The organism is Catenovulum agarivorans YM01, from assembly GCF_000281085.1.
In the GTDB taxonomy this organism is placed as follows: domain Bacteria; phylum Pseudomonadota; class Gammaproteobacteria; order Enterobacterales; family Alteromonadaceae; genus Catenovulum; species Catenovulum agarivorans.
Window position 1 is genome coordinate 182,284 of sequence record NZ_JH767527.1, and the last position, 22,362, is coordinate 204,645.

A 22,362-nucleotide genomic window follows, 5' to 3' on the forward strand; every position below is an offset into this window, starting at 1 on the left:
TGCTCTAAATTATTGCTCTCCCACTTTAACTCGATGATAGCGCTGCGAAATTCAATCAGTGAACTATCATTGATAGATAAGTTGAATGCTAATTTTCTAAAACTTCGTAAAACAGGGATGTTTTATGCGAGCGGCTCAGGTTGAGTTTAAAGCGTTTTTAGAAAATTATGCTTCAAGTTATCTATCTTCACGCACCTTTATCGATGTGCTGCCATTCCTAATACGCAATTAATAATGGATCTCCGGATTCAAATGTCGCTTCAAAATTGTCGCTTTTTCCGGTGAACGAGTTAACTCATGGTAATTATAAATAACCAAACCATGTTTACTTAAAGCTAAGTTCTGTTTTAGTTCAGCCTCAAATTGACCATTTGAAATTTGGTTCTGTGCGCGCCAATGTGAAACCTGTAAACCATAAAAAACCGGTAAGTGTGTTTCATCACTTATGGTTTGCATTAACGCTGCTTTTTCTTCCATACCTTGTGGCATTAAATGGGTAAAAGCTACAGGACACATAGCATCAAATAGCAGTGCTAATTCTGTTTTATTTTGCCCTGCGAGCAAAGTACTCGCCTGATTTAATACCTCATCAGACCAAGGCAAGGTATTTAAAACAAGTTTGCTATCAGGTGATAGCTCTCGGATTAAACGGGTTAAATGCTGGGCTATATCAATAATTTTTTGGCTGCGCCAATTGGCATAATCGACACTAAATTCACCAGCTTCAATTTGAGCTTGTGCCGCTTCTGTATAAAAAGGCGAAATACTAAAATTTTGCAAACAATTAGAACAGAAGCAGCCGTATTCTAAGTCGCTATTCTGAATTTGTTCAAATGCCTTGCCTTGCCAATTTATAAACTGACGCAAAAAGTCTAAGCTAATAATTGCCGGCGAAATATCTTCTAAATAATGGTGAATTTCATTTTCGAGATAGTTTTGATAAACCCTATCTGTTGGGCAGACAAAATGGCACCAATCTGTTTTAGCTGGTAACTTGCTATTGGTTATGGCTTGACGCTGTGGTTCTTGCTGCAAATACTCTGGGTTATTGAGTACAGATATATTCAGCCAGAGTGATAAATTATATTTGTCTAACAATGAGGGGAGTTCTGGCTCGTTATACAACTCAGGTGACAGTATGAGCGTGTTGGCTCCCCAGTAGTTAGCGTTTTGGCAACATTCTTCTATGTCTAAATTAGCATCAAGCGCGTAGAGTGCGATAGGCTTGCTCATAAATAGCGTCCTTTTTATTGTTCTTTAACAAGATGATCGCAGATGCTTAAGATTAACCACTTTTTAATCGAAATAAAAGGGTAAATGTTTTCCTATGTAAATTATTTTTGCCATACATTAACCACTCATGGAATTGGTAGTTGGCTTAATTGGGCGTACATTATTGCCGATGGGCGCAATGAATTTTCAGTGACTTTAATCCCGACAGATAAATACTTTCCATGTATTGCTTTGGGAAATTCAATAAACATGTCTCGGCTATTATGTGAGTAATGTAGATGTAATACCGCACCTTCTTGAGGTATCCCAAAACTAGATTCATCTTGTGACACATCATATTCCCCAAACCCAAATTGATTTTGCCAATCATTGCTGGCAACTTTGAAGCGCCCTCCAACATCATCTACTTGAGGTTGAGTAATATCGATATTTTTCAGCCAATATGTATTTGTTTGTTGGTCAAAAGTCATAATTGTTTGTTTGTTATGTATCCAACCTAAATAAGAGTTGGGTAAATATAAATCGTACCTAAGCTGGTGACCTTGCGCTTGATAAAAGTCGTTTAAGGTAAAAACTTTGGGTCTGTGTTTATCCAATGTATAAAAACTATCACACCCGAAAAGAAATAAAGTTAAAGATAATAAAATCAATGGTTTTTTTATGTGACCCATGTTCAAATGCGTTCCAATGTAAAAAACTAACTATCACTAGTGTGGAAATTTTCGCTTTTTATAGCAAGAAATTTGCTTTGCATACGAATGCATATTGCAACTAATTACACTAGGTATATATTAAACAAATATTTAACAAATTGATTGCTGATAGGTTAAATATACTTAACCTAAACTCTAGATTACAAATCAGCCAGATGCTGTATTGAGCTTAGGTTACTCTAGTTAGATTATTTATGCATTGGGGGATTTCATGGGTAATCGTGTTTTATTGATTGAAGATGATCAAAATTTGGCTGCTACAGTAATGCATTATTTGGAACTCAACCAAATTGATTGTGACCACTGTGGTAACGGTATTCACGGCGTTAATCTTGTTAGCCAAAACAGCTATGATGTTGTGGTAACTGATGTAAACATGCCAATGATGTCTGGGTTGCAAATGTGTAATACCTTACGTGAAGATGGTAAAGAAATTCCTATCTTAATGGTATCGGCACTCGACGATATTGACGATAAACTCGCAGGTTTTGATAGCGGCGCTGACGATTATTTAGTTAAACCGTTTGAACTACGTGAATTATTGGCCCGAATAAAAGCTTTGTCCACCCGTAAAAGTGGTATGGTTAAATGCTTGAATATTGAAGAATTAGGCTTGAATTTAGAATTGAAAAATAAAACAGCCAAACGAGATGGCGAGGTGTTGAAGTTAACGCCTTCTGGTTGGTCTATTTTACAGTCATTAGCTAAAGCCTACCCAAATGCAGTAAGCAAACAAGATTTGGAATATGCCATTTGGGGTGAAGATGTGCCGGATAGTAGCGCATTAAAAGTGCATATTCATAGATTACGTCAAAGTTTAGACAAAACTTATGCAGTACCCCTATTACACATAGTTCATGGATTTGGTTTTGAGTTAAAGAAAAAACTGCATGACTAAATGATAAAAAATACCGCTCTACAAATTCGCAGCACATTGGTTGGAACCGCTTTTATAGCGGTTTTTGTGCTGTTTTATGTGATCTATGTTGCGGCTCAATTTCATATTGAGCATGCTACTCAGCAAAGTCATTTTCTTGTTGATTACACCGAGCGGGCAATTTCTCGAATCAAAACCAATCCGGATAAATATTTAACCGCACCACATTACCCAATTGGTAGTGATGAGCTTCAACTAGTCACTTCGTATGAAAGTCTGAAAAACAGTATTCCTAATGTTGCTAATCAAGATGAGCTTAAAGTAAACAAGATAAATATCGCAGTTTCGAGCTTTCGAGGGGTCTTTTCGGTTGCAGAGTTGATTTTGGTGTACCCAATTCAGTTTAAACAGCACACTTTGTATACTTATTATCGTGTTACCACACAAAATCAATCTCAGTTAGATGCAAGGTTAGCGGGCAGAATGCAACCCGCGGTGTTTATCGCTGTTGTGATTATTGCCATTATCTTTATTGTTCAGCTGTATTACATTAATCATGTCAATTTAACTGTTAGGCAATTGGCCCATTGGGCAGACAACTTATCTGCTTCTAAAAAAGTAGATCCCCCTCCTAAGCTGAAAGTAGATGGTTTAACTTCTCTAGCTTATACAGTTAATAACAGCATCAATAAATTCACTGAATTGTTAGAAAAAGAACATTCTTTTGCTCGATTTACCAGTCATGAGCTGCGGACACAAGTCGCAGTGTTATCAACTAATATGGAAATACTCGAAGCCATGATGCGAGATTTATCACCCGACGAAAGGCGAGTATTACAACGCATGGAAATTGCTGTCGCTGATATGAAATATCAAATCGAAGCCTTGTTATGGATAAGTCGAGAAGGGCAAAACGACACAGGTTTTACTATGTGCGATCCGGCAAAAATGTTAGATAAGTCGATAGAAGACAACCAAAGCATCATCAAAGGTAAAAACGTTAGAGTGATAGTCAGTGGTGATGCACTCAGTGTTTATACCCATCCAACATTGTTACAAATTGTGTTAAACAACCTAGTGCGAAATGCATTTCAAAACACTTTGCAAGGTTTAGTACACATAGCGGTTATGCGTAACGGCATTACTATTTTGAACCAAAATACGGTTGAAAATAAATTCGTCCAACAGAATAAAGAACCTGGCTTTGGTATAGGTTTAGTGTTAATTGAAAAAATAGTTAATAAAATCAATCTTAGCTACAAGGTTGAAACCCTCGAAAATGGCCGTTCGGTCACACTTACATTTGCAGAACAAGATATAAAACAAGTGAACGAAAAATCAAATGTAGTAGAGCTACGTGATCAGCACAAAGGCTAGTTTACGCCGACTCGCTTTTGTTAACGCATAACTGTCTGACAATTGTTTTTTTTTACACTTTGTATTGAGAAACTCATTTCGTTATTAGCTATTTCAATAAATCCCAAAGCCATGGTTATTTCTTGATCGAATGCCTCTAACCCCCTATAAAATCTCGCTTTAACGCTAATTGCCTTACAATTACTCTATCTTTAAATGCAAATTAATTAACCTATGTTTTACAAATTTATTGATCATTACACATTTGTATGTAAGTATTGTATTACACCTGTTGTTTTGGTGTTAAACAAAATCATACATGTGGTCTAACCAACATAAGATATGTAACAAGGGGTTATACAAATGCAATTTAAATTATCAAAAGTTGCTTGTTCAGTTATTTCCGCAGGTGCATTAAGCATGGTTGCTAATGCATACGCAGCACAAGAAACTGAAGATACAGAAGTCATTCAAGTTCAAGGTATTCGAGCGTCATTAACCAGTGCGTTAAATCAAAAGCGTGATTCAAACGCTTTAATTGAAGTTATTCAATCAGAAGACATTGGTAAATTGCCCGATCAAAATCTAGCAGAAGTATTAGAAAATATAACAGGGATTCAAATTACTCGTACAGCAGGTGTTGGTACGGGTGTACAAATTCGTGGTAATACCCACAATGTGGTGCAAGTTAATGGTATGCAGACAGTTGGTACAGGTGATGGCCGTACCGGTATGAAGTTTGAAGATTTGGCAGCTGGCATTATTGCAGGCGTTGAAGTCGTTAAAGCACCTACAGCTAAGCACACTGAGGGATCTCTAGGCGGCACAGTAAACCTTAAGACAATTCGTCCGTTACAATTGTCTGATACTTTAGCAACTGTACGTGTTCAAGGTGAAGACAGTAGTTTAACCACTGACGGTATCATGCCGCGTATTTCTGGTGCTTTTGGTAACAATTGGGAAAGTAGTCAGGGTCGTTTCGGTTTTGTTGTTAGTGCAAGCTACTCAAAACAAGAAGCAACTTCGTTCCGCCCACGCGTTGACCGTGACGGTGGCTTAGTCGCAAATAAGAACGCTCAAGTTGCAAACGAATGGGAAACTGTAACTGATGCAAATGGTAATGAGAGTAAAGTTGCGACAGGCTGGCAAGACCCAGCAACTGATAGACCAGCAGCTCAAGACTTTGATTTTGTCGGTATACAGTTTTTAAATCAAGAAACTGAAAACTTTGAATACGACACCAAAAACGTTGCCGCTTCTTTTGAGTTCGCACCAAACGATGACCTTAAATTTTTCTTCGATACTGTATTAACTCGGCAAGAAGTTCGTCAAGAAAGCACCCGAGTACAAGCTTCGGGCGTAAGTGTTTTACTTAACCAAAGCGTACCATCGGCTTTTGAAACAGTTAATTTTGGTAAGCTTGGTGGAACTGAACTTGGCAGTATTCAAGTTGCGACTAAAGGGGTAATTGAACCTGATTTAGCAAAAGACGACGATGATCCTAACTTGCGTTTTAACAGTGATACTGGCGCACGTGTAACAGATACAGATCTATTCAGATTAGGTGGCCAGTGGCAGCTTACGAGTAATTTTAAAGTTACAGCTGAAATTTCAAGTGCTAGCTCAAAAACTACAACACCTAAATTAGATACACAATTGAATTTTATAAACCCTAATCCTAACACACCAGTTGATAAATTAGACGCTAATGGGAACTATACTAAGGATAGTAGTAATGATAATGCAGTACCATTTGCATACGATCTGACTGGCGATAAATTAAGTTGGGGTATTAACTTTGATTCAGCTTTTGCACCGACAGTAGAACAACTACTAGACCCTGCAAATGTCGTTCTAGACCAAGTTGATTATAGTTTGGGATATACAAAAAATTCAGACGATGCATTCCGTGTTGATACAACCTACTATTTAGACAGTGGTTTTGTCAGCTCTATTGAAGCAGGTTTGCGTTATAACATTGCTAAACATGAATCAGTTGGCTTATCAGATCGTGTCGGCGGATTTAGCAAGATGATGGATAGTCCAAGTGGCAATTTATTCAGTGATATCTTGGTTGCTGGACCTGATAACTTTGGTGATGCAGATGGACGTGAGCTAGCAGTTCGCAATTATTTAATTGTCGATCCAGAGTTAGCGTTTAATAATCCTGGTGAAGTAATGGATAAGCTTTATAGCGCCATGGAAACGCATCGCGAAGACATGGAAGCTCTGGGTATAACATTCTCAAATGATCTTGACTATTTAAATGATGATTTTGAAAGCGTCACAGGCTTCTCTGTTGAAGAAAAAACGACTGCTTTATATGCGCAAGCAAACTTCTCATATGAGATGTTAAGAGGTAATTTTGGTGTTCGTCATATTAAAAGTGATATAACTTCAACTGGTTATACTGAAATTGATGGTGAAACCGTTGCGTTAGTATTTAGCGACGACTATAGCTTTACTTTACCAAGACTTAACTTAATTGCAGAAGTGACCGACGACCTAATAGTGCGTGCTGCATGGGGCAAAGATATTGCTCGTCCAGATTTTGGTAACATGAACACATCTACATCATTTGGTACCAACGAAAACGCATCTGTTGCTATAGGTAATCCAGGCTTGTTGCCGCAAGAAGCTACGACGAAAGATATCTCTGTGGAGTGGTATTTTGCTGAAGCTGCTGTAGTAAGTTTAGGGTACTTTACAAAGGACATTAGTAATTTATGGGTAACTGGAACTGAAAGTGCACCAACCTTCCCAAATGGTAATGGCCAAGACTGGCGTGAAAATGATCCAAACTGTCCAAGTGGTGGTGTATACAATCCACTAGTACAACCTAATATTTTAGGTGACCCAAACACGGTTGGTTTGTGTGTAGACATAGAGACTTCATTAAATGACCCAGCAACTGTTACACAAACTGGTTTTGAAATGGCGTTCCAATATGATTTATCTGCCTTTGAAAGTGAGTTAGGTTGGGCATCAGGTTTTGGTATTCAAGCTAACTATACAATTCAAGAGTATAAAGGAGGCTCTGTTGAAAATGAATCTGCTACTCGCGGTACTGACATATTCAATGCAATTAACGGAGTATATGATCAAGAACAATTTACTAAAGTTACAGCTGTTCAAGGCCTGTTAGATTTCTCGGAAAATGCTTATAACCTTACCGCATATTATGAGAAACATGGTTTGTCTGCTCGTGTCCGTTATACATGGCGTGAAGCTTTCCGTACCGATGATACTGCAGCAGGTGCATCGCGTAATTCAACTTTAGGTTTCCCTGTATACACGCATGATCGTGGTCAGGTTAACGCGAGTGTGTCTTACGACGTGAATGAAAATCTAAACCTAGGTATCGAAGCTGTAAACTTAACTAAATCTGAAATTCAACAATCTTGTGTTAATGAAGGCGCATTATTGTGTTTCCAAGGTTTAGCTGATCGTCGTATTACAGCGGGTGTAAGTTATAAGTTCTAAAACTTAACACTTGTTATTTGTATATCAGAAGCGGGTTACTTAGGTAATCCGCTTTTTTTGATAACTTAAATGTTACCTGTCACAAATAAAAAAGCCTTAGGTTTTAAACCCAAGGCTTTATATTCTAATAAACCAATCTGTTTTTATTACTTATGACGTTCTTTAAGTTTATTAATTACGTCATTCATTTCTAAATCCATCGACTGAAGTAACACGGTTAAGTGATATAACAAATCCGCCGATTCACAAATTAATTCTTCTTTATCACCAGCAGTTGCTGCTAAAGCACATTCAACACCTTCTTCACCAACTTTCTGCGCAATGCGTTTTACGCCTTTTGCATACAAGCGGGCAGTGTAACTTGAATCAGGCTCAGCACCTTTACGGCTAGCAATCACTTGCTCTAAATCTGCTAAAAATGCGATTTGTGGTTGGGCTTTGTCATCCCAGCAAGTTTCTGTACCTGTGTGGCAAGTTGGTCCATTTGGCTTAGCTAAGGCAATTAAACTGTCGTTGTCGCAATCAACTGACAACTCAACTAAGTTTAACGTGTGGCCAGAAACTTCACCTTTGGTCCATAAACGCTGCTTGCTACGACTATATAAAGTGACAAAGCCTGTCTCAAACGTTTTATTTAATGCATCTTGATTTACAAAACCTTGCATTAAAATTTTGCCAGAGTAAGCATTTTGTACAATTAACGGCAATAAACCGCTTTCGGCTTTGTCCCAAGCGAGTTGTTGAATATTGTCTGCCGTTACTAACAAGGTCTTATCTCCACTTTTTCATTGATTAGGGTTTGTTTTAATTCGTCCATTGCGATAACTGCTTTGTGGAATACACTTGCAGCTAATGCACCATCTACGTCGGCCAATTTAAACACATCAGTAAAGTGTTCAATTGCGCCTGCACCACCAGATGCAATTAAAGGTACATTGCATACTTCACGTGCAAGTTTTAATTGTTCAATATCATAACCTTGGCGAACGCCGTCTTGGTTCATACAATTTAAAACAATTTCGCCAGCGCCCATTTCTTGCACTTTTTTAATCCAGTCGAATGTTGTCCAGCTGGTTTTTTGAGTACGTTTTTCATCACCGGTAAATTGATAAACTTCGTATTGGTTATGCTCTTTGTTGTAATAAGAGTCGATACCAACCACGACACATTGTTGACCAAATCTTTCATTTAATTCAGTGATCAATTGTGGGTTTGCTAGAGCAGGGGAGTTAATTGAAATTTTGTCTGCACCCATTTCTAAAATAATGCGTGCATCTTCAACCGTTTTAATGCCACCCGCGACACAAAATGGAATATCAATTTGTTCCGCGATGCGCGAAACCCAAGCTTTATCAACTACGCGGCTATCGCTAGAGGCTGTAATATCGTAAAACACTAATTCATCAGCGCCCATTTCAGCGTATTTTTCCGCTAATGGGACTATGTCGCCAATAATTTCGTGGTTACGGAATTTAACCCCTTTAACCACTTTGCCATCACGAACATCCAAACAAGGGATTATGCGCCTTGCCAGCATTGGATTGCCTCCTCGATGGTGAATTTACCTTCTAATAAAGAACGACCTAAAATAACACCGCTTACTTTAGTTGGTTTTAATGCTTTAATGTCGTCTAACTGACCAATGCCGCCAGATGCTTGCCAATGAATATGCGGGAACTGTTTTACAACTTCTGCATATAGGTCAACGTTTGAACCAGCTAATGTGCCGTCTTTACTGATGTCAGTACACAATACGTGTTTAACACCAACAGATTTGTAATCAGCTAATAAATCTTCAAGTTTTACGCCTGAGTTTTCTTGCCAGCCATGAGTTGCGATACATTTGTTGCCATCTTCGTCAATGTTGATGTCTAAAGCTAATACTATGGCGTTAGGGCCATAAGTGTCGATCCAGCTTTTAACTAGCTCTGGTTGTTTAACCGCAAGCGAACCGATAACGACACGCTCTACGCCAGCTTCTAATAATTGTTCAACATCGCGTTTACGACGAATGCCGCCACCAGCTTGGAAACGCATTAAACCTGTATCAACCATAGCTTTAATTAATTCAATTTGGCGTTTATCTGTATCTTTTGCGCCAGTTAAATCAACTATGTGTAACCATTTTGCGCCACCTTTAGCGTAAGTGGTTAATACTTCAATTGGGTCTAATTTATATTCAGTTTTTTGATTGTAATCGCCTTGATATAAGCGAACGACTTTACCGTCGATTAAGTCTATTGCAGGGATGATCATGCTTTCATCTCCAAAAAGTTTTGTATTACGCGAGCGCCTGATTTGCCTGAGCGTTCAGGGTGAAATTGCACGCCGTAAAAATTCTTGTGGTGAATGCTGGCTGAAAAGGTTTGACCATAATCACAGGTCGCCAGCGTGTATTCTGAAGGTGCCACACATAAACTATGCACAAAATAAAAGTAATCTTGCTGACTAATGCCTTCAAATAATGGGGAATCTTTTATTTCCGTTAGGGTGTTCCAACCCATGTGAGGTAAGCGTAGACCATCGGCTTTGATCGGTCTAACATTTCCTGGGATTAATCCTAAGCAATCCACGTTGCCTTCGGCTGAATGTTCAGTCATTAATTGCATACCTAAACAAATACCTAAAACAGGTTGTTGTAAACCTTGTACTATTTCAGGTATGCCTTTTTCTTTAATAATTCGCATTGCAGCGCCAGCTGCTCCAACACCAGGTAAAAATACTTTATCAGCGTTTTTAATTTGTTCTGCGTTGTCGGTTACTGCAACTTTATAACCTAATCTTTCAACACCAAATTTAAGAGATGAAAGGTTTGCACATGAAGTATCTATGATTACTACATTCATTACAACACACCTTTACTGCTTGGTAATTCTGTACCTTCAATACGAATAGCTTGGCGAAGCGCGCGGCCAAATACTTTAAATAGGCTTTCCACTTTGTGGTGATCGTTATCGCCATCAGTTGATAAGTGTAAAGTGATGCCCATACTATCGGCTAATGAACGAAAGAAGTGCGGCACCATTTCTGTACCTAGCTCGCCAACTTTGGCGTGAGTGAATTCTGCATCAAACTTACAGAAAGGACGGCCAGAAATATCTAATACACATTGAGCTAAACATTCATCCATTGGTAGGCTAAAACCAAAGCGACCGATACCACGTTTTGTACCTAATGCTTCTTTTAACGCTAAACCAAGTGCAAGCGCTGTGTCTTCAACCGAGTGATGGTCATCTATATGTAAATCACCATTCACAGCAATATTCATGTAAAAACCACCATGTGTTGAGATTTGATCTAACATGTGGTCAAAAAAGCCAACACCAGTTTGAATGTCTGCTTTTTGTTGTTTGTCTAAATTAACACTAACTTTAATTTGAGTTTCACTGGTGTTGCGCTCAATCGTTGCAGTGCGGGCTTTAACCGTCAGGGTTTCAACTATGTGATCCCAATCAATGCCAGGTTGACCGTATTGGAAACCACGAATACCCATGTTTGCTGCTAATTGCATATCTGTTTCGCGATCACCAATTACATACGAATCAGTGAAATCAACTTTACCTTGCTGTAGGTAATCAGCAACCAAACCTAATTTTGGTTTGCGGCAGCTACAGTCATCACCCGGGAAGTGAGGACAAATTAAAACGTCGTCAAATTTAATACCTTGTGAGGTAAACACTTGCATCATTTTTTCATGTGGCGCATCAAAGTCAGCTTGCGGGAAGCTGTCAGTGCCTAAACCATCTTGATTAGTCACCATAACTAAACGGTAACCATGTGCTTGTAAGGTTAATAAGGCTGGTACTACATTTTTTTCAAAAACGAGTTTTTCCAATGAGTCTAATTGATAATCTACTGGTGGCTCAGTGACTAAAGTACCGTCACGGTCGATAAATAAAATACGTTGTTTGCTCATTGTTTAACCTTTAAATTCATCCATAACTGCTAATAGTGCGTCGGTTTCTTCTTTAGAACCAACAGAAATACGTAAGCTGTTATCTAATAAAATTTGACTTGAATAATCGCGAATTAAAATACCTGCTTGTACTAGGGTATCAAATAATGCTTTTTTATGCTCAGTACGGAACATAATAAAATTAGAGTGGCTCTCTATTTGCTCGTACACATACTCATAGCTTGCCAATGCCTCTATAATTCGCTGCTTTTGTACCAGCACATCTGCTTTTTGTTGCTGCATACGCGCAAGGCCAGCTTCAGATAATGCTTGTGTGGCAATTTGTGCAACTGGCCAGCTCACTGGGTAAGGCGCAATTACTTTACTCATAGCTTGAATGATATTTTCATTGGCTAGAGTATAACCACAGCGCAAACCTGCTAAACCAAATGCTTTAGACATGGTGCGTAATATGGCTAGGTTGTCGTATTTTTCAATCCAAGATACAACTGACGTTTCCATCGCATATTCAATATAAGCTTCGTCAACTGCAACTATGGCTTGGTCTTTAAATATTTCTAATACTTGTTCAATTTGCTGATGCGAAACTAATGTGCCCGTTGGATTATTTGGTGAACAAATAAACACTACTTTTACATTATCTTTCGCGGCTTTTATAGCTTCTATATCTAGCGAAAAGTCCGCTTTAGTAGGCACTTTTTTGCAATCAATATTGCAAGTTTGTGCGCTAATTGAATACATGCCATAAGTTGGAGGGCAAATTAAGATTTGTTCATTATCTTCACAAAAAGTACGAATTAACAACTCTATGCCTTCATCAGCGCCGCGGCTAGCTAATACTTGTGTCGGTTTTACCCCAGCATAGCTTGCATAAGCGTTAATTAAACTTTTTGGTTGAAAATCTGGGTATCTATTTAATACCGAACAGTCTATTTCATACTCGTTTGCATATGGAGATTCGTTGGCATTTAACCAAATATTACCACCTGACATACTGCGACGTGCTGATGCATAAGGCACCAACTTTTGAATATTTTGTCTTGTAAGTTTTTCCGCTAAGCTCATTTATTTATTCACTTATCAATTAATTTTGTCTTGTTTGGCTTATTGTTTTAATGCTTCTAGTCGAACCGCCACTGCGTTTTTATGCGCATCAAGGCTTTCCGCTTCGGCGAGTGCCATAATGGCTGGACCTATTGCTTGAATACCTTGTGCTGTTAATTCTTGCACTGTGTAGCGTTTACTAAAATCAGCCAAACTTAAACTGCTGTATGTTTTTGTATAACCATAAGTTGGTAATACATGGTTGGTGCCACTAGCATAATCGCCTGCAGATTCAGGTGAAAACGCACCTAAGAAAATTGAACCAGCATTCTCTAATTGAACCAAAATTCCTCTTGGATCTTTTGTTTGCACAATTAAATGCTCTGGCGCGTATTCATTGCTTACTTGAATAGATTGCTCAAGTGAATCTGTCACTATAGTGCGGCTGTGTGATAACGCTGCAGCTGCAATTTCTTCACGCGGTAAAACAGCTAGCTGCTTAAATACAGCTTTTTCACAAGCTTTGGCCATGTTTTCACAGTTAGTCACTAAAATAACTTGAGAGTCTTTACCATGCTCTGCTTGCGATAATAAATCAGCAGCGACAAATTCTGGGTTGGCGCTGCCATCGGCAATAACTAAAACTTCACTAGGGCCAGCCGGCATATCAATTGCTGCGCCTAAGTGATCTTGGCTAACTTGCTGTTTTGCTTCAGTCACAAAACTATTGCCAGGGCCAAATATTTTGTTCACTTTTTTGATGCTTTCTGTGCCATAGGCAAGAGCTGCAATTGCTTGTGCGCCACCCGCTAAATATAACTCATCAACTCCACAGATTTTTGCTGCATAACGAATTTCAGCTTTAACAGTGCCGTCTTTACCCGGTGGGGTTGCTAATACCAAACGTTTACAACCAGCAATACGTGCAGGTGTTGCCAACATTAAAACGGTAGAAGGTAAGGGCGCTGTGCCACCAGGAATATATAAACCAACCGCTTCAATAGGTTGTGTATGTAGTTCACATACAACACCTGGAGTGGTTTCAACTTTGATAACTTCAGCTTTTTGCGCAACGTGAAATTTGTGTATTTGTTGATGAGCCAATTCAATAGCAGTTTTTACTTCTGCTGATAATTCATTTTCAGATGCATCAATATCCGTTTGCGACACACGTAATGAAGTTAGCTTTAAACCATCAAATTTTTCGGTTAAATCAAATAGAGCTTGATCACCATGTTCACGAACCTGAGCAATAATATCATGTACAAGTGTTTTTAATTTTGCACTGTCACCCAATGCAGGGCGTGCTAACACTTGTTGTTGCTCTTGTGGGCTTAATTCGTTCCAAACTAAGGTTTTCATGCTCTAACTCCGAAAATATAACCGCGTCTTATACGCGGCCATTTAATACTTGATTGTAAACTTCTTGCAATTCAGCCAGTGAATTTTCTACAAATCTAAATGCATCATCACGCTTATAGCTGTCTGACGGTGTCCAATATCGAGTTTTTAAACTGTATGGACGTAAACCGCGTAATGCATCTTGTTGGCTACAGAAAATATCTAAAATATCTGGTTTGTTTATCCAGTTATCACCCAAATTTTCTTGCAGTGCGTGATACCAATAAGCAAATTGTAATAAACGTTCCTGCTCAAAGTAGCCAACCGGATTTAATTCATCGAGAAGTTGAATTAAACCTTCATCACTTTTTTTGTTGTATTTGTAGTAGTCAACCACATACAAACTTTCCGACAAAAACAGTGGCGCACCTAATAAAACTAAATTTTTTCTACGCAGGGTTGAGCCTGTTTGTACTATTTCTAAACCTACATCACCTGTGTTGCTGTCGTTTACTGCATCTTCAACGTCATGTACAGGTTCAATATTTAATTTTGGATAAGACTTATGTACTTTTTCAGCGTAACGACCTTTTACAAACACGCGGTTTTTGTGATGTTCTAAGTGCTGTAAATAGTCTTTTGGATATCCTGTGCCAAGGTCGTCTTTTGGTCTTTGTTTGGCAATTAAGAAAAAGCCAACCATATCTTGCACGTCGCGCGAAACAACATCGTTATAACGGGTCAGCATCGCCGAACCTGCTATACGCACTTTATGTTCTTTCTTAAGGTTGTAATTATACATTCCCCACTTAGTGGCCGATGCGTTAAGTGAATTGTGTGTAACTGCCAACAACTCATCTAAACCCGCTACCGCAATATCAGCTTCACCTAAACCAACAAGAGAAGAACAGTTGTGTGGTTCATCACCTTCAATTCGTACATTTAGACCACTCATTTGAATGTCTGCGCCTAAAAAACCAACACGGTAAGGTCTTTCTTCACGTTTACGGTCAATAAACAAACCTAAGTGATTGGCTATTTGTTGACCTTGTAACTCGTCTAAATATGTTTTTGCTTGCGCGTAGTTCGGATCTTTGCGCTTTTTGCCGCCTTTAACCGCACTAATCAATTCGTTTGGGGCGACTAAACCGGTCGCTTGAGTACCGATTTTTTTTATAAAATTTTCAAAAGTACGACCACTTCTTGGTATAGCCATAACAGCGTCGTAAATTGACATCTGCGCGTATCCTTTTGGGTAAATTTATTAAACTTGCAATTGCTCTTAATTTTAAGCGCTCATTTTGGGGCGGCTAATTATAAGGTATTTCTACGGGCTTATAAAAGCAAAAACCCCCGAAAGTGTCCTTCCGGGGGTAATATTTCCGTTCCGAAAGGCAAATTCGCGCCTTCGGTTACACCAAAGGCTAAGTTAAATGATGATGTCCATGTAATGAATGGTTAAAAAATAACATGTTAGCCTTAAAAAAGTGCAATTGATAATAGCGATTAAAGTAACTGATTAACTCGGTTAAATCAAGTTGAAGAATTGTTCTTTAATTCAGTGGGTATGCGTATATACATTTCAAATCCACATCCTTTGTCTGAATTGGCGACAATTTCTCCGGCTAATTTGTCGCATATTATACTTTTGCAAATAGACATACCAAGGCCAGTGTTGCCATTGTCTCTATTTGTTGTGTAATAGGGGGTAAATATCTTGTCTAAGTCTTGTTGTTCAACCCCAGAACCATTGTCGGCATAAACAATTAAGACGTGCTTGTCTGTTACCCTATAGTCAAACACGCTAATTTTAATGTTACCGTCAGTTTTCGCCTTAAACCCATGAGTAAGACTGTTATTTATCAAGTTGATAAAGACCTGGCTTAATGGACCTGGGTAGGAAAACATTTCAACTTGTTCTGGAATATCAACCTCTATAGAGTGTTGGGTTTTCTTTAGTTTTGGGTGCAGCGTATTCAGTGTATCTTTAACAAGGGTCGCTAACTTAAAAGACCTAAGTTGTTCACTTGTTTGATCTGTTGTAATTTGTTTAAAGCTTTGAATTAAATCAGCTGCTCGCTCAATATTGCTGGCGATTAATGACAAGGTATTATCCATTTCACTTTGATATTTTTCTAAAGCTTGTTTTGATAGTTTGTTGTTGGCAATTTTATCATTGAGTGTTGCAATCGCTTCTTTTAAATGACTTGTTGCAGTGACACAAATACCTATTGGTGTATTTATCTCGTGGGCAAATTCAGGCACGCGCTCGGCGATATCGGACATTTGTCTGTGTTGCAACAGTTCTTCTTGGTAGTGAGCCATTTCGGTTAACGCATCGTAGGTGAGATTAGCCGTTTGGTCCAATTCACATTGAGTTTTGGCTAATTCATGTTGACTGTTTTTAAGTTGGGTTTCCGTGTCTACTAATTTTTCGATATTTTGCAGTAGCCCATACATGTATATATCGTCAGCGTCTTCTGTAAGGCACTGGCCTCTTAACTGTACCCAACGGAACTTTCCTTGACCTATCATTAAACGAAATTCAGCGCAAAAACCGAGTGATTTGTCATCGAGGAAGTGTTTAAACTTTTGTTTTACTTCCTGTATATCATCAATATGCAACCACATTCGAAGATGTTTGTCGTTGTCCCAATCGAGCTGGCTGACCTTCTTCAGTTTTAACGTATTGTGGTCATAATAATACAACCACTGGTTTTGCAGATTTAGCAACCAAATTTGTTCATGGTTTTGTTTGAGGGTGTTAAGTAGGCCTTTGGTCAGGTTTCGAAACTGTTTGTACGGTTTTATACGCACAAGCCAATACAGCCAATTAATTAGCAGAAAAAATACAATGATCAACGAATAAATCAGTACCGTTGATGAAGGCATAGAGGCTGTCTTAATAAGTTAACATAATGTTACAGTGTAGACAGTGTCTATGCGATCTCGCAAGTTTCTGTAAGCTAAATTTGTGCTTTGAGTGCTTTTATTACATTTATACGTTTGTCGTATATCTGTTGTTTAATCCCTAACCCGCTAAAACCTTGCTCAATAAACTCTTTTGCTGTTACTTGTAAGCAAGCATCGGCAACTTTTTGGACAAATTCAAACTGCGGATATTGCCTAGTTTCAAAGTCTTTGCGTCCTTTAAAATCGGCCAAGCAGCATAATAAAAACTGTTTGAATCGCTCGGGTTTTCGCCACAAGTCTGTTCGGTCAAACATTTTTAAATAAGTCACTGGTTTTAACTCAAACGCTTTATGCGTATGGCAATGAAACTCGCTAGTAATGCTTGCTAGATCGCGATAGTGGTTGGGGATACGTAGTCTTTTACACATATCTTCGACCAGTTTGACCCCTGCTTTTTCATGGCCGTGATGCCGAGGCCATAACTCTTGTGGAGTTAATCCTTTGCCTAAATCATGGCATAGCGCGGCAAATCTGACTTCTGCTAAGTCACTCAATTTAGCCGCTTGCTGCAAAACCATCATGCAATGTACACCTGTATCTATTTCTGGGTGCCATTTTTCTGGATTAGGGACGCCCCATAAACAATCTAACTCTGGAAATAATACTTCGAGTGCACCTATATCACGTAATGTTTGAAAATAAACTTGTGGCGCTTTTGTTGTTAACGCTTTTTCTGTCTCTAACCAAACACGCTCTGCTTGTAAGTGATTAATTTCGCCGTTTTCGACCATAGATTGCATAAGCGTTAAAGTTTCAGCTGCAATCGAAAAACCTAAGTTATGGTAACGTGTAGCAAAACGGGCTACACGTAAAACTCGTAAAGGATCTTCACTAAAAGCAGCAGAGACATGCCGCAAGGTTTTGTTGTTAAGGTCTTGTTGACCGCCATAAGGATCTATGATTTGGCCGTTTACATCTTCAGCTAACGCATTTATGGTTAAATCACGGCGAATAAGATCTTGTTCTAACGTAATGCTTGAATCAAACTTACATTCAAAGCCTGTATGACCGGCAGAGGTTTTTCGTTCGGTGCGTGCTAATGCATATTCTTGTTTTGTTTTAGGGTGGAGAAATACCGGAAAATCTTTACCAACTTGTTGGTAACCTAATTCAAGCATTTGCTCTGGCGTTGCACCAACCACTACCCAGTCTTTATCTTTGACTGGAATAGACAATAGTTTGTCTCTGACTGCACCACCAACTAAATAGACTTGCATTAACACCTCTTGGAATTTTTCCATTCAACCACTACTATAACGCGTCTTGCGTTAAAACTAATTGGGATATTATGTATAAAGCTTTTTTTGGGCTCAAGGAAATTCCGTTTTCAATTGCACCTAATCCAGAATACTTGTACATGAGTGAACGGCATAAAGAGGCGTTAGCTCATTTATTATTTGGATTAAATGAAACAGGCGGGTTTGTATTATTAACTGGTGAAGTAGGAACTGGCAAAACTACAGTTTCCCGCTGTTTGTTAGCACAAATCCCGGATAATACCCAAATTGCTTTTATCCTAAACCCAACATTAACAGAGTGGGAGTTATTGGCCACTGTTTGTGATGAATTTAAGATAGGTTATGATGCAGACAAAGCCAGCATCAAAACACTAACAGATGCAATCAAGCTGTTTTTACAACAGCAACATGAATTAAATAACAAGTGTTTGTTAATTATTGATGAAGCGCAACACTTAAGAGCTGAAGTATTAGAGCAGTTAAGGTTATTAACCAACTTAGAAACAAATACCAAAAAATTGCTGCAAGTGATCTTAATTGGCCAACCTGAATTACAAGCTTTATTAAAACGCCAAGAACTGCGTCAATTAGCCCAACGTATTACCGCTAGATATCATTTATTACCATTAACCGAATCACAAATTGCCTATTACATAAATCATAGAATGAAAGTTGCTGGTTGTGACAGTGCGGTGTTTACCAAAGCGGCCGTCGCGGCTATTTACCAAGTAAGTAAAGGCATTCCGCGTGTCATAAATTTATTGTGTGATAGGGCGTTGATGGGTGCGTATGCTGCAAATAAGTTAAAGGTCGATAAACCAATAGTCTTATCTGCAGCTAAAGAGGTTGTAGATTTTGAGCAAGTTAAAACCGCTACTGGATTAACTTGGTTAAAACGAGATTATGCGTATATTGCTGCGATTGTTGTTTTAGTCACCGCATTTTTCACTTTTCAACAATTAAGCAATGATGGGGTAGCTGCACAGCCAAATGAGCAATCGACTAGTCAAATGATTGAACAAGTTAAACCAACTGCAGTCGACAAACTAGCCAGTTTGCAAGGCACTTTACCAGAGCAATTTAGCTACCTGGCAAACTTATGGCAATTGCCAACAGATGCGCTAGTTACAGGTAAAAACCAAGGCGCCGCGCAAATATCCAATGCCTGTCAAAGCTTTGCTAAATTTGAACTCGCTTGTCAAAACTGGCAAGGCTCGTTTGCGCAATTATTAAGCTTGAATATTCCTGCTGTTATTGAACTTTATTTACCAAACCAGAGTATCCGTTACGCTGTGTTGTCAGCTGCAAATAAAAACGCAGGTGATTGGCAAGCTAGTCAGCTAACTTTGACAATTGACAATCAGAGTATTGAACTGAGCTTTGCGGAGTTAAAGAATATGTGGCGTGGTCAAGCTTTGTATATATGGCAGCCACCCTTTATTGACCAAGTTGATGTAATTAGCGCTGATAGTGAACTGAAACAAATTCAGTGGTTGGACAGCCAACTCAATGCACTGCTAAATAAACCTAGACGTTTAACTGAATCTTTCGATGAGGTTTTAGTCAACAACCTAAAAGCGATGCAAATCAATAGTGGTTTAGCCATTAAAAGCAAAGCGGATATTAGCTTGCAAACTTTAATTCAACAAAACACGCTCAACCGAGTCGCTCGAATTTATTAGGAACTAAGATGTCGATACTATTAGCAGCACAGAAGCGACAACAAGCTCAAGGACAAGACGATACACAAGTTTACGCGGATGAAGATAGCTCTGAAATGGCGATGCAAAATCGCACTAAACTTGGTTATGCGTCAGTATTGGTTGCAGCTTCAGTCGCTTTTGCACTTGTAACTTGGGGATTATCTACAAACAAACAACCAGAAAACCCCCAACAAGTTAGCGCTCAACCAATTGCACAGAAAAAATTACCAGTAAAAGATGTTGAACATACAGTTTTATTGGGTGACATAAATTTAGCCAACAGCCAGAAACAAACAGAAAAAGTTGCTGAGGAAACGAGCCGAGTCGAACAAGTTGAGCAGACCGAGCAAGTGCAACAAGTCATTTCAGCCGCGCCTTCACAAGAAATTGATAAACGCATTAGGCCGATTGAAAATGCGCAAGCACAAGCGTTAGATATAGACCCCAAGTTACTTGCTAAATTTAATGCAGCAGTTGCACAAACCATGAGTGAAGAACAAAACACTGATGGAGAGTTAGTAATACCGCAAGCTACAGCTGAAACTAAACCTTTGGTGAATTACCCAGAATCATTTCAAGCAAGTATTCCCGAGCTAGATTTTCAAACACATATTTATTCGTCTGAAGCGAAACAGCGCTGGGTTAAGGTCAATGGTAAAATTGTTAAGGAAGAACAAGAGGTGGCCACTGGGTTAGTGGTTAAAGAGATAAAACCGCAGCAAGTTATTTTAGCCTACAAGGGCAAAAATTTTAGTTTGCCAGCTCTTACGAGCTGGCGTTTCTAATTGGATAAATCAATCAGTAGTTTTTAACCAATTCGGCGCGAATTTGCTCCAAACGTGCTTGCACTTTCATCTGATTTTTAGGTCCCATACGAATCAACAGCTTTTGAATATCTGATAAAGCTTCTAATTCAGGATCTGCATATTTATACATAGCTGAAGGTGCAACTAACTTAATTTCTTTTTCAATAACTGGTGTTGCTAGCGCAACATCAATTGCGTCAATAAGTTTGTCGACAAATGCTTGATCGTTGTAACCAATCTCTTGGTAGGCGTCGTCCATCAAAGGTTGATATTTTTTCAAATTATCGACCAAGGTATCTGTACTAACCATACTTAACAGCGATACATAGGGGTCGTAACGTTTAAACGAACTTGCATCTAGCGTATAGGTATTGTCTGCACTAGCAACAACTTTCATCGGCTCTGAAGGCGCGGTGACTGGAGCATGTTTTTGCATCAAGTCGCCTTTAGCAGCGTTATCAACAAACACAACAAATTTGCGGATTAAATCTTGATTAACAAACAAAGGCGACGCGGAAGTACCTGAATACACCGAAGATAAATCAGCTTTAACCACAGTGTCACTTTGATTTAAGCTCGGCAATTCTGGTTTAGGTGGCTTAGCTGGTTCAGGTTCAGGTATGTCCATTGATTCTGGAGCTTTGACAGCTGGCTTTTGTACTATTGGTTCAATATTTTTGGGCGTTTCAATCTGTGGTGGAGGCGTATAAGTTGGTTTAGGCGCTTCAACAGCTATAGGCTCAGGCTTCACAGGCTCTGCGTCATCACCTGAAAACAACAGGTAACCGACGCCAACAGCTAGCACTGCAACCCCGACACCAATTAAAATAAATGGTTTTGACGAATTCGTATTGGCTTCTTCAGACATAACTGCCTCCTTAAAATGCAGATTCCAATTAATTAAGAACAATACAGACCAGTATAAGTTCAAATTTAATTATAAATAAAGCGGCGCCATGCGGCGCCAGTAATACCCTCGATGCGCTCGTTCTTCCCACACATACAACTTATGCTCAATATTTTGATTGCGCAAGATGTCACTTAAATCTCGGTTGTTTTGATAAAACGGGTCTTCTTCACCTATTACCAGTGTAATATCCATCGACCTAAGTTGCTTGAGAATTTTGTTACATTGTAAATTCGGTAGAAAGTGAGTGGGGGTGTTGAAATAAACCTCTTCACTATAATAACCGTCGAACAAATCTTTAAAATATTCAACATTTAACGTTAAATCGAAGCGACCGCTGAACGCAACTAATTTTTTAAACTTATTTGGATGCCTAAATGCAATATTTGCAGCGTGAAAAGCACCAAGGCTGCAACCATGTGAGATAGTTACCGGATTTTTATTTTTCTTTTTCATAAAAGGCAATACTTCTTTTAGAATGTATTGCTCATATGCAAGGTAACGTTGTATGCGCCCTGATGGATGTGCCCAAAAACAATAAAAAGATTCTCCGTCAATACCGTCGACACAATACAACTGTAACTCACCTGCATTAATTCTGTCTTCGATTTGTGCGGGCATGCGCAAATCTTCATATTCAAAAAAACGTCCACCTCGGGTCGGGAATACCAATACCTTTTCGCCGGAGTGACCAAACACGAGCAACTCCATTTCTCGCTCAAGGTTTTTACTCCACCATTTATGGTACTCTCGATTCATTTCCCTTACCTTT

At 38.9% G+C, this 22,362-nt stretch carries 19 protein-coding genes; 5 read left to right on the forward strand and 14 right to left on the reverse strand.

The annotated features are described in order from the left end of the window. Positions 1-228: 228 nt before the first annotated feature. Together WSC_RS0110950 and WSC_RS0110955 are read right to left on the reverse strand one after the other, a co-directional pair. Positions 229-1,233, reverse strand: coding sequence for a hypothetical protein (locus tag WSC_RS0110950; RefSeq protein ID WP_016955969.1), 1,005 nt, complete (start codon positions 1,231-1,233; stop codon positions 229-231). Between the two features lie 125 nt (positions 1,234-1,358). Then, on the reverse strand, positions 1,359-1,904 hold the full coding sequence (locus tag WSC_RS0110955; RefSeq protein ID WP_016955970.1) for a hypothetical protein: 546 nt from the start codon (positions 1,902-1,904) through the stop codon (positions 1,359-1,361). Between the two features lie 253 nt (positions 1,905-2,157). Between WSC_RS0110955 and WSC_RS0110960 the strand changes: the two genes are divergently transcribed. The 3 genes from WSC_RS0110960 to WSC_RS0110970 all read left to right on the forward strand — a co-directional run bounded on the left by WSC_RS0110960 (position 2,158) and on the right by WSC_RS0110970 (position 7,662). Beyond that, a complete protein-coding gene (locus WSC_RS0110960; RefSeq protein WP_016955971.1) occupies positions 2,158-2,844 on the forward strand; it encodes a response regulator transcription factor in 687 nt (228 codons plus the stop codon). Next, on the forward strand, positions 2,845-4,200 hold the full coding sequence (locus tag WSC_RS0110965) for a sensor histidine kinase (protein WP_016955972.1): 1,356 nt from the start codon (positions 2,845-2,847) through the stop codon (positions 4,198-4,200). Between the two features lie 342 nt (positions 4,201-4,542). Then, positions 4,543-7,662, forward strand: a complete 3,120-nt coding sequence (locus WSC_RS0110970; protein ID WP_016955973.1) for a TonB-dependent receptor — start codon at positions 4,543-4,545, stop codon at positions 7,660-7,662. 146 nt (positions 7,663-7,808) lie between these two features. On the opposite strand, the gene hisIE is transcribed toward WSC_RS0110970, so the two are convergent. From hisIE to WSC_RS0111020, 10 genes are all read right to left on the reverse strand, one after another. Beyond that, the gene (gene hisIE / locus WSC_RS0110975; RefSeq protein WP_016955974.1) at positions 7,809-8,429 is read right to left on the reverse strand and encodes a bifunctional phosphoribosyl-AMP cyclohydrolase/phosphoribosyl-ATP diphosphatase HisIE; all 621 of its coding nucleotides are present in this window, start codon (positions 8,427-8,429) and stop codon (positions 7,809-7,811) included. Next, complete coding sequence (gene hisF / locus WSC_RS0110980; RefSeq protein ID WP_016955975.1) at positions 8,423-9,199, reverse strand: imidazole glycerol phosphate synthase subunit HisF; 777 nt, start codon at positions 9,197-9,199, stop codon at positions 8,423-8,425. Before hisF ends, hisIE begins: the two co-directional genes overlap by 7 nt. Next, the gene (gene hisA, locus WSC_RS0110985; protein WP_016955976.1) at positions 9,181-9,918 is read right to left on the reverse strand and encodes a 1-(5-phosphoribosyl)-5-[(5-phosphoribosylamino)methylideneamino]imidazole-4-carboxamide isomerase; all 738 of its coding nucleotides are present in this window, start codon (positions 9,916-9,918) and stop codon (positions 9,181-9,183) included. The genes hisF and hisA overlap by 19 nt, the downstream gene beginning before the upstream one ends. Continuing rightward, complete coding sequence (hisH, locus tag WSC_RS0110990; RefSeq protein WP_016955977.1) at positions 9,915-10,508, reverse strand: imidazole glycerol phosphate synthase subunit HisH; 594 nt, start codon at positions 10,506-10,508, stop codon at positions 9,915-9,917. The genes hisA and hisH overlap by 4 nt, the downstream gene beginning before the upstream one ends. Beyond that, on the reverse strand, positions 10,508-11,578 hold the full coding sequence (gene hisB / locus WSC_RS0110995; protein ID WP_016955978.1) for a bifunctional histidinol-phosphatase/imidazoleglycerol-phosphate dehydratase HisB: 1,071 nt from the start codon (positions 11,576-11,578) through the stop codon (positions 10,508-10,510). Before hisB ends, hisH begins: the two co-directional genes overlap by 1 nt. A gap of 3 nt (positions 11,579-11,581) precedes the next feature. Further along, positions 11,582-12,643: a histidinol-phosphate transaminase gene (gene hisC / locus WSC_RS0111000; protein WP_016955979.1), complete on the reverse strand. Its 1,062-nt coding sequence runs from the start codon at positions 12,641-12,643 to the stop codon at positions 11,582-11,584. A 39-nt stretch (positions 12,644-12,682) separates the two neighbouring features. Next, complete coding sequence (hisD, locus tag WSC_RS0111005; RefSeq protein ID WP_016955980.1) at positions 12,683-13,984, reverse strand: histidinol dehydrogenase; 1,302 nt, start codon at positions 13,982-13,984, stop codon at positions 12,683-12,685. A 28-nt stretch (positions 13,985-14,012) separates the two neighbouring features. Beyond that, the gene (locus WSC_RS0111010) at positions 14,013-15,200 is read right to left on the reverse strand and encodes a hypothetical protein (protein ID WP_016955981.1); all 1,188 of its coding nucleotides are present in this window, start codon (positions 15,198-15,200) and stop codon (positions 14,013-14,015) included. 296 nt (positions 15,201-15,496) lie between these two features. Next, positions 15,497-16,855 carry a PAS domain-containing sensor histidine kinase gene (locus tag WSC_RS22525; RefSeq protein ID WP_016955982.1) on the reverse strand — a complete coding sequence of 453 codons (1,359 nt, stop codon included), beginning with the start codon at positions 16,853-16,855 and terminating at the stop codon, positions 15,497-15,499. A 74-nt stretch (positions 16,856-16,929) separates the two neighbouring features. Then, entirely contained in the window at positions 16,930-18,153 is a 1,224-nt protein-coding gene (locus WSC_RS0111020; RefSeq protein ID WP_026016800.1) for a multifunctional CCA addition/repair protein, read from the reverse strand. A 71-nt stretch (positions 18,154-18,224) separates the two neighbouring features. Between WSC_RS0111020 and WSC_RS22530 the strand changes: the two genes are divergently transcribed. Together WSC_RS22530 and WSC_RS0111030 are read left to right on the forward strand one after the other, a co-directional pair. Then, positions 18,225-19,856 carry an ExeA family protein gene (locus WSC_RS22530; RefSeq protein ID WP_016955984.1) on the forward strand — a complete coding sequence of 544 codons (1,632 nt, stop codon included), beginning with the start codon at positions 18,225-18,227 and terminating at the stop codon, positions 19,854-19,856. Positions 19,857-19,864: 8 nt separating this feature from the next. Then, positions 19,865-20,662, forward strand: a complete 798-nt coding sequence (locus WSC_RS0111030) for a general secretion pathway protein GspB (RefSeq protein ID WP_016955985.1) — start codon at positions 19,865-19,867, stop codon at positions 20,660-20,662. Positions 20,663-20,675: 13 nt separating this feature from the next. On the opposite strand, the gene WSC_RS22535 is transcribed toward WSC_RS0111030, so the two are convergent. Beyond that, positions 20,676-21,551: a DUF3014 domain-containing protein gene (locus WSC_RS22535; protein ID WP_016955986.1), complete on the reverse strand. Its 876-nt coding sequence runs from the start codon at positions 21,549-21,551 to the stop codon at positions 20,676-20,678. Positions 21,552-21,620: 69 nt separating this feature from the next. Further along, complete coding sequence (locus WSC_RS0111040; RefSeq protein ID WP_016955987.1) at positions 21,621-22,349, reverse strand: esterase family protein; 729 nt, start codon at positions 22,347-22,349, stop codon at positions 21,621-21,623. Between the last annotated feature and the right edge of the window lie 13 nt (positions 22,350-22,362).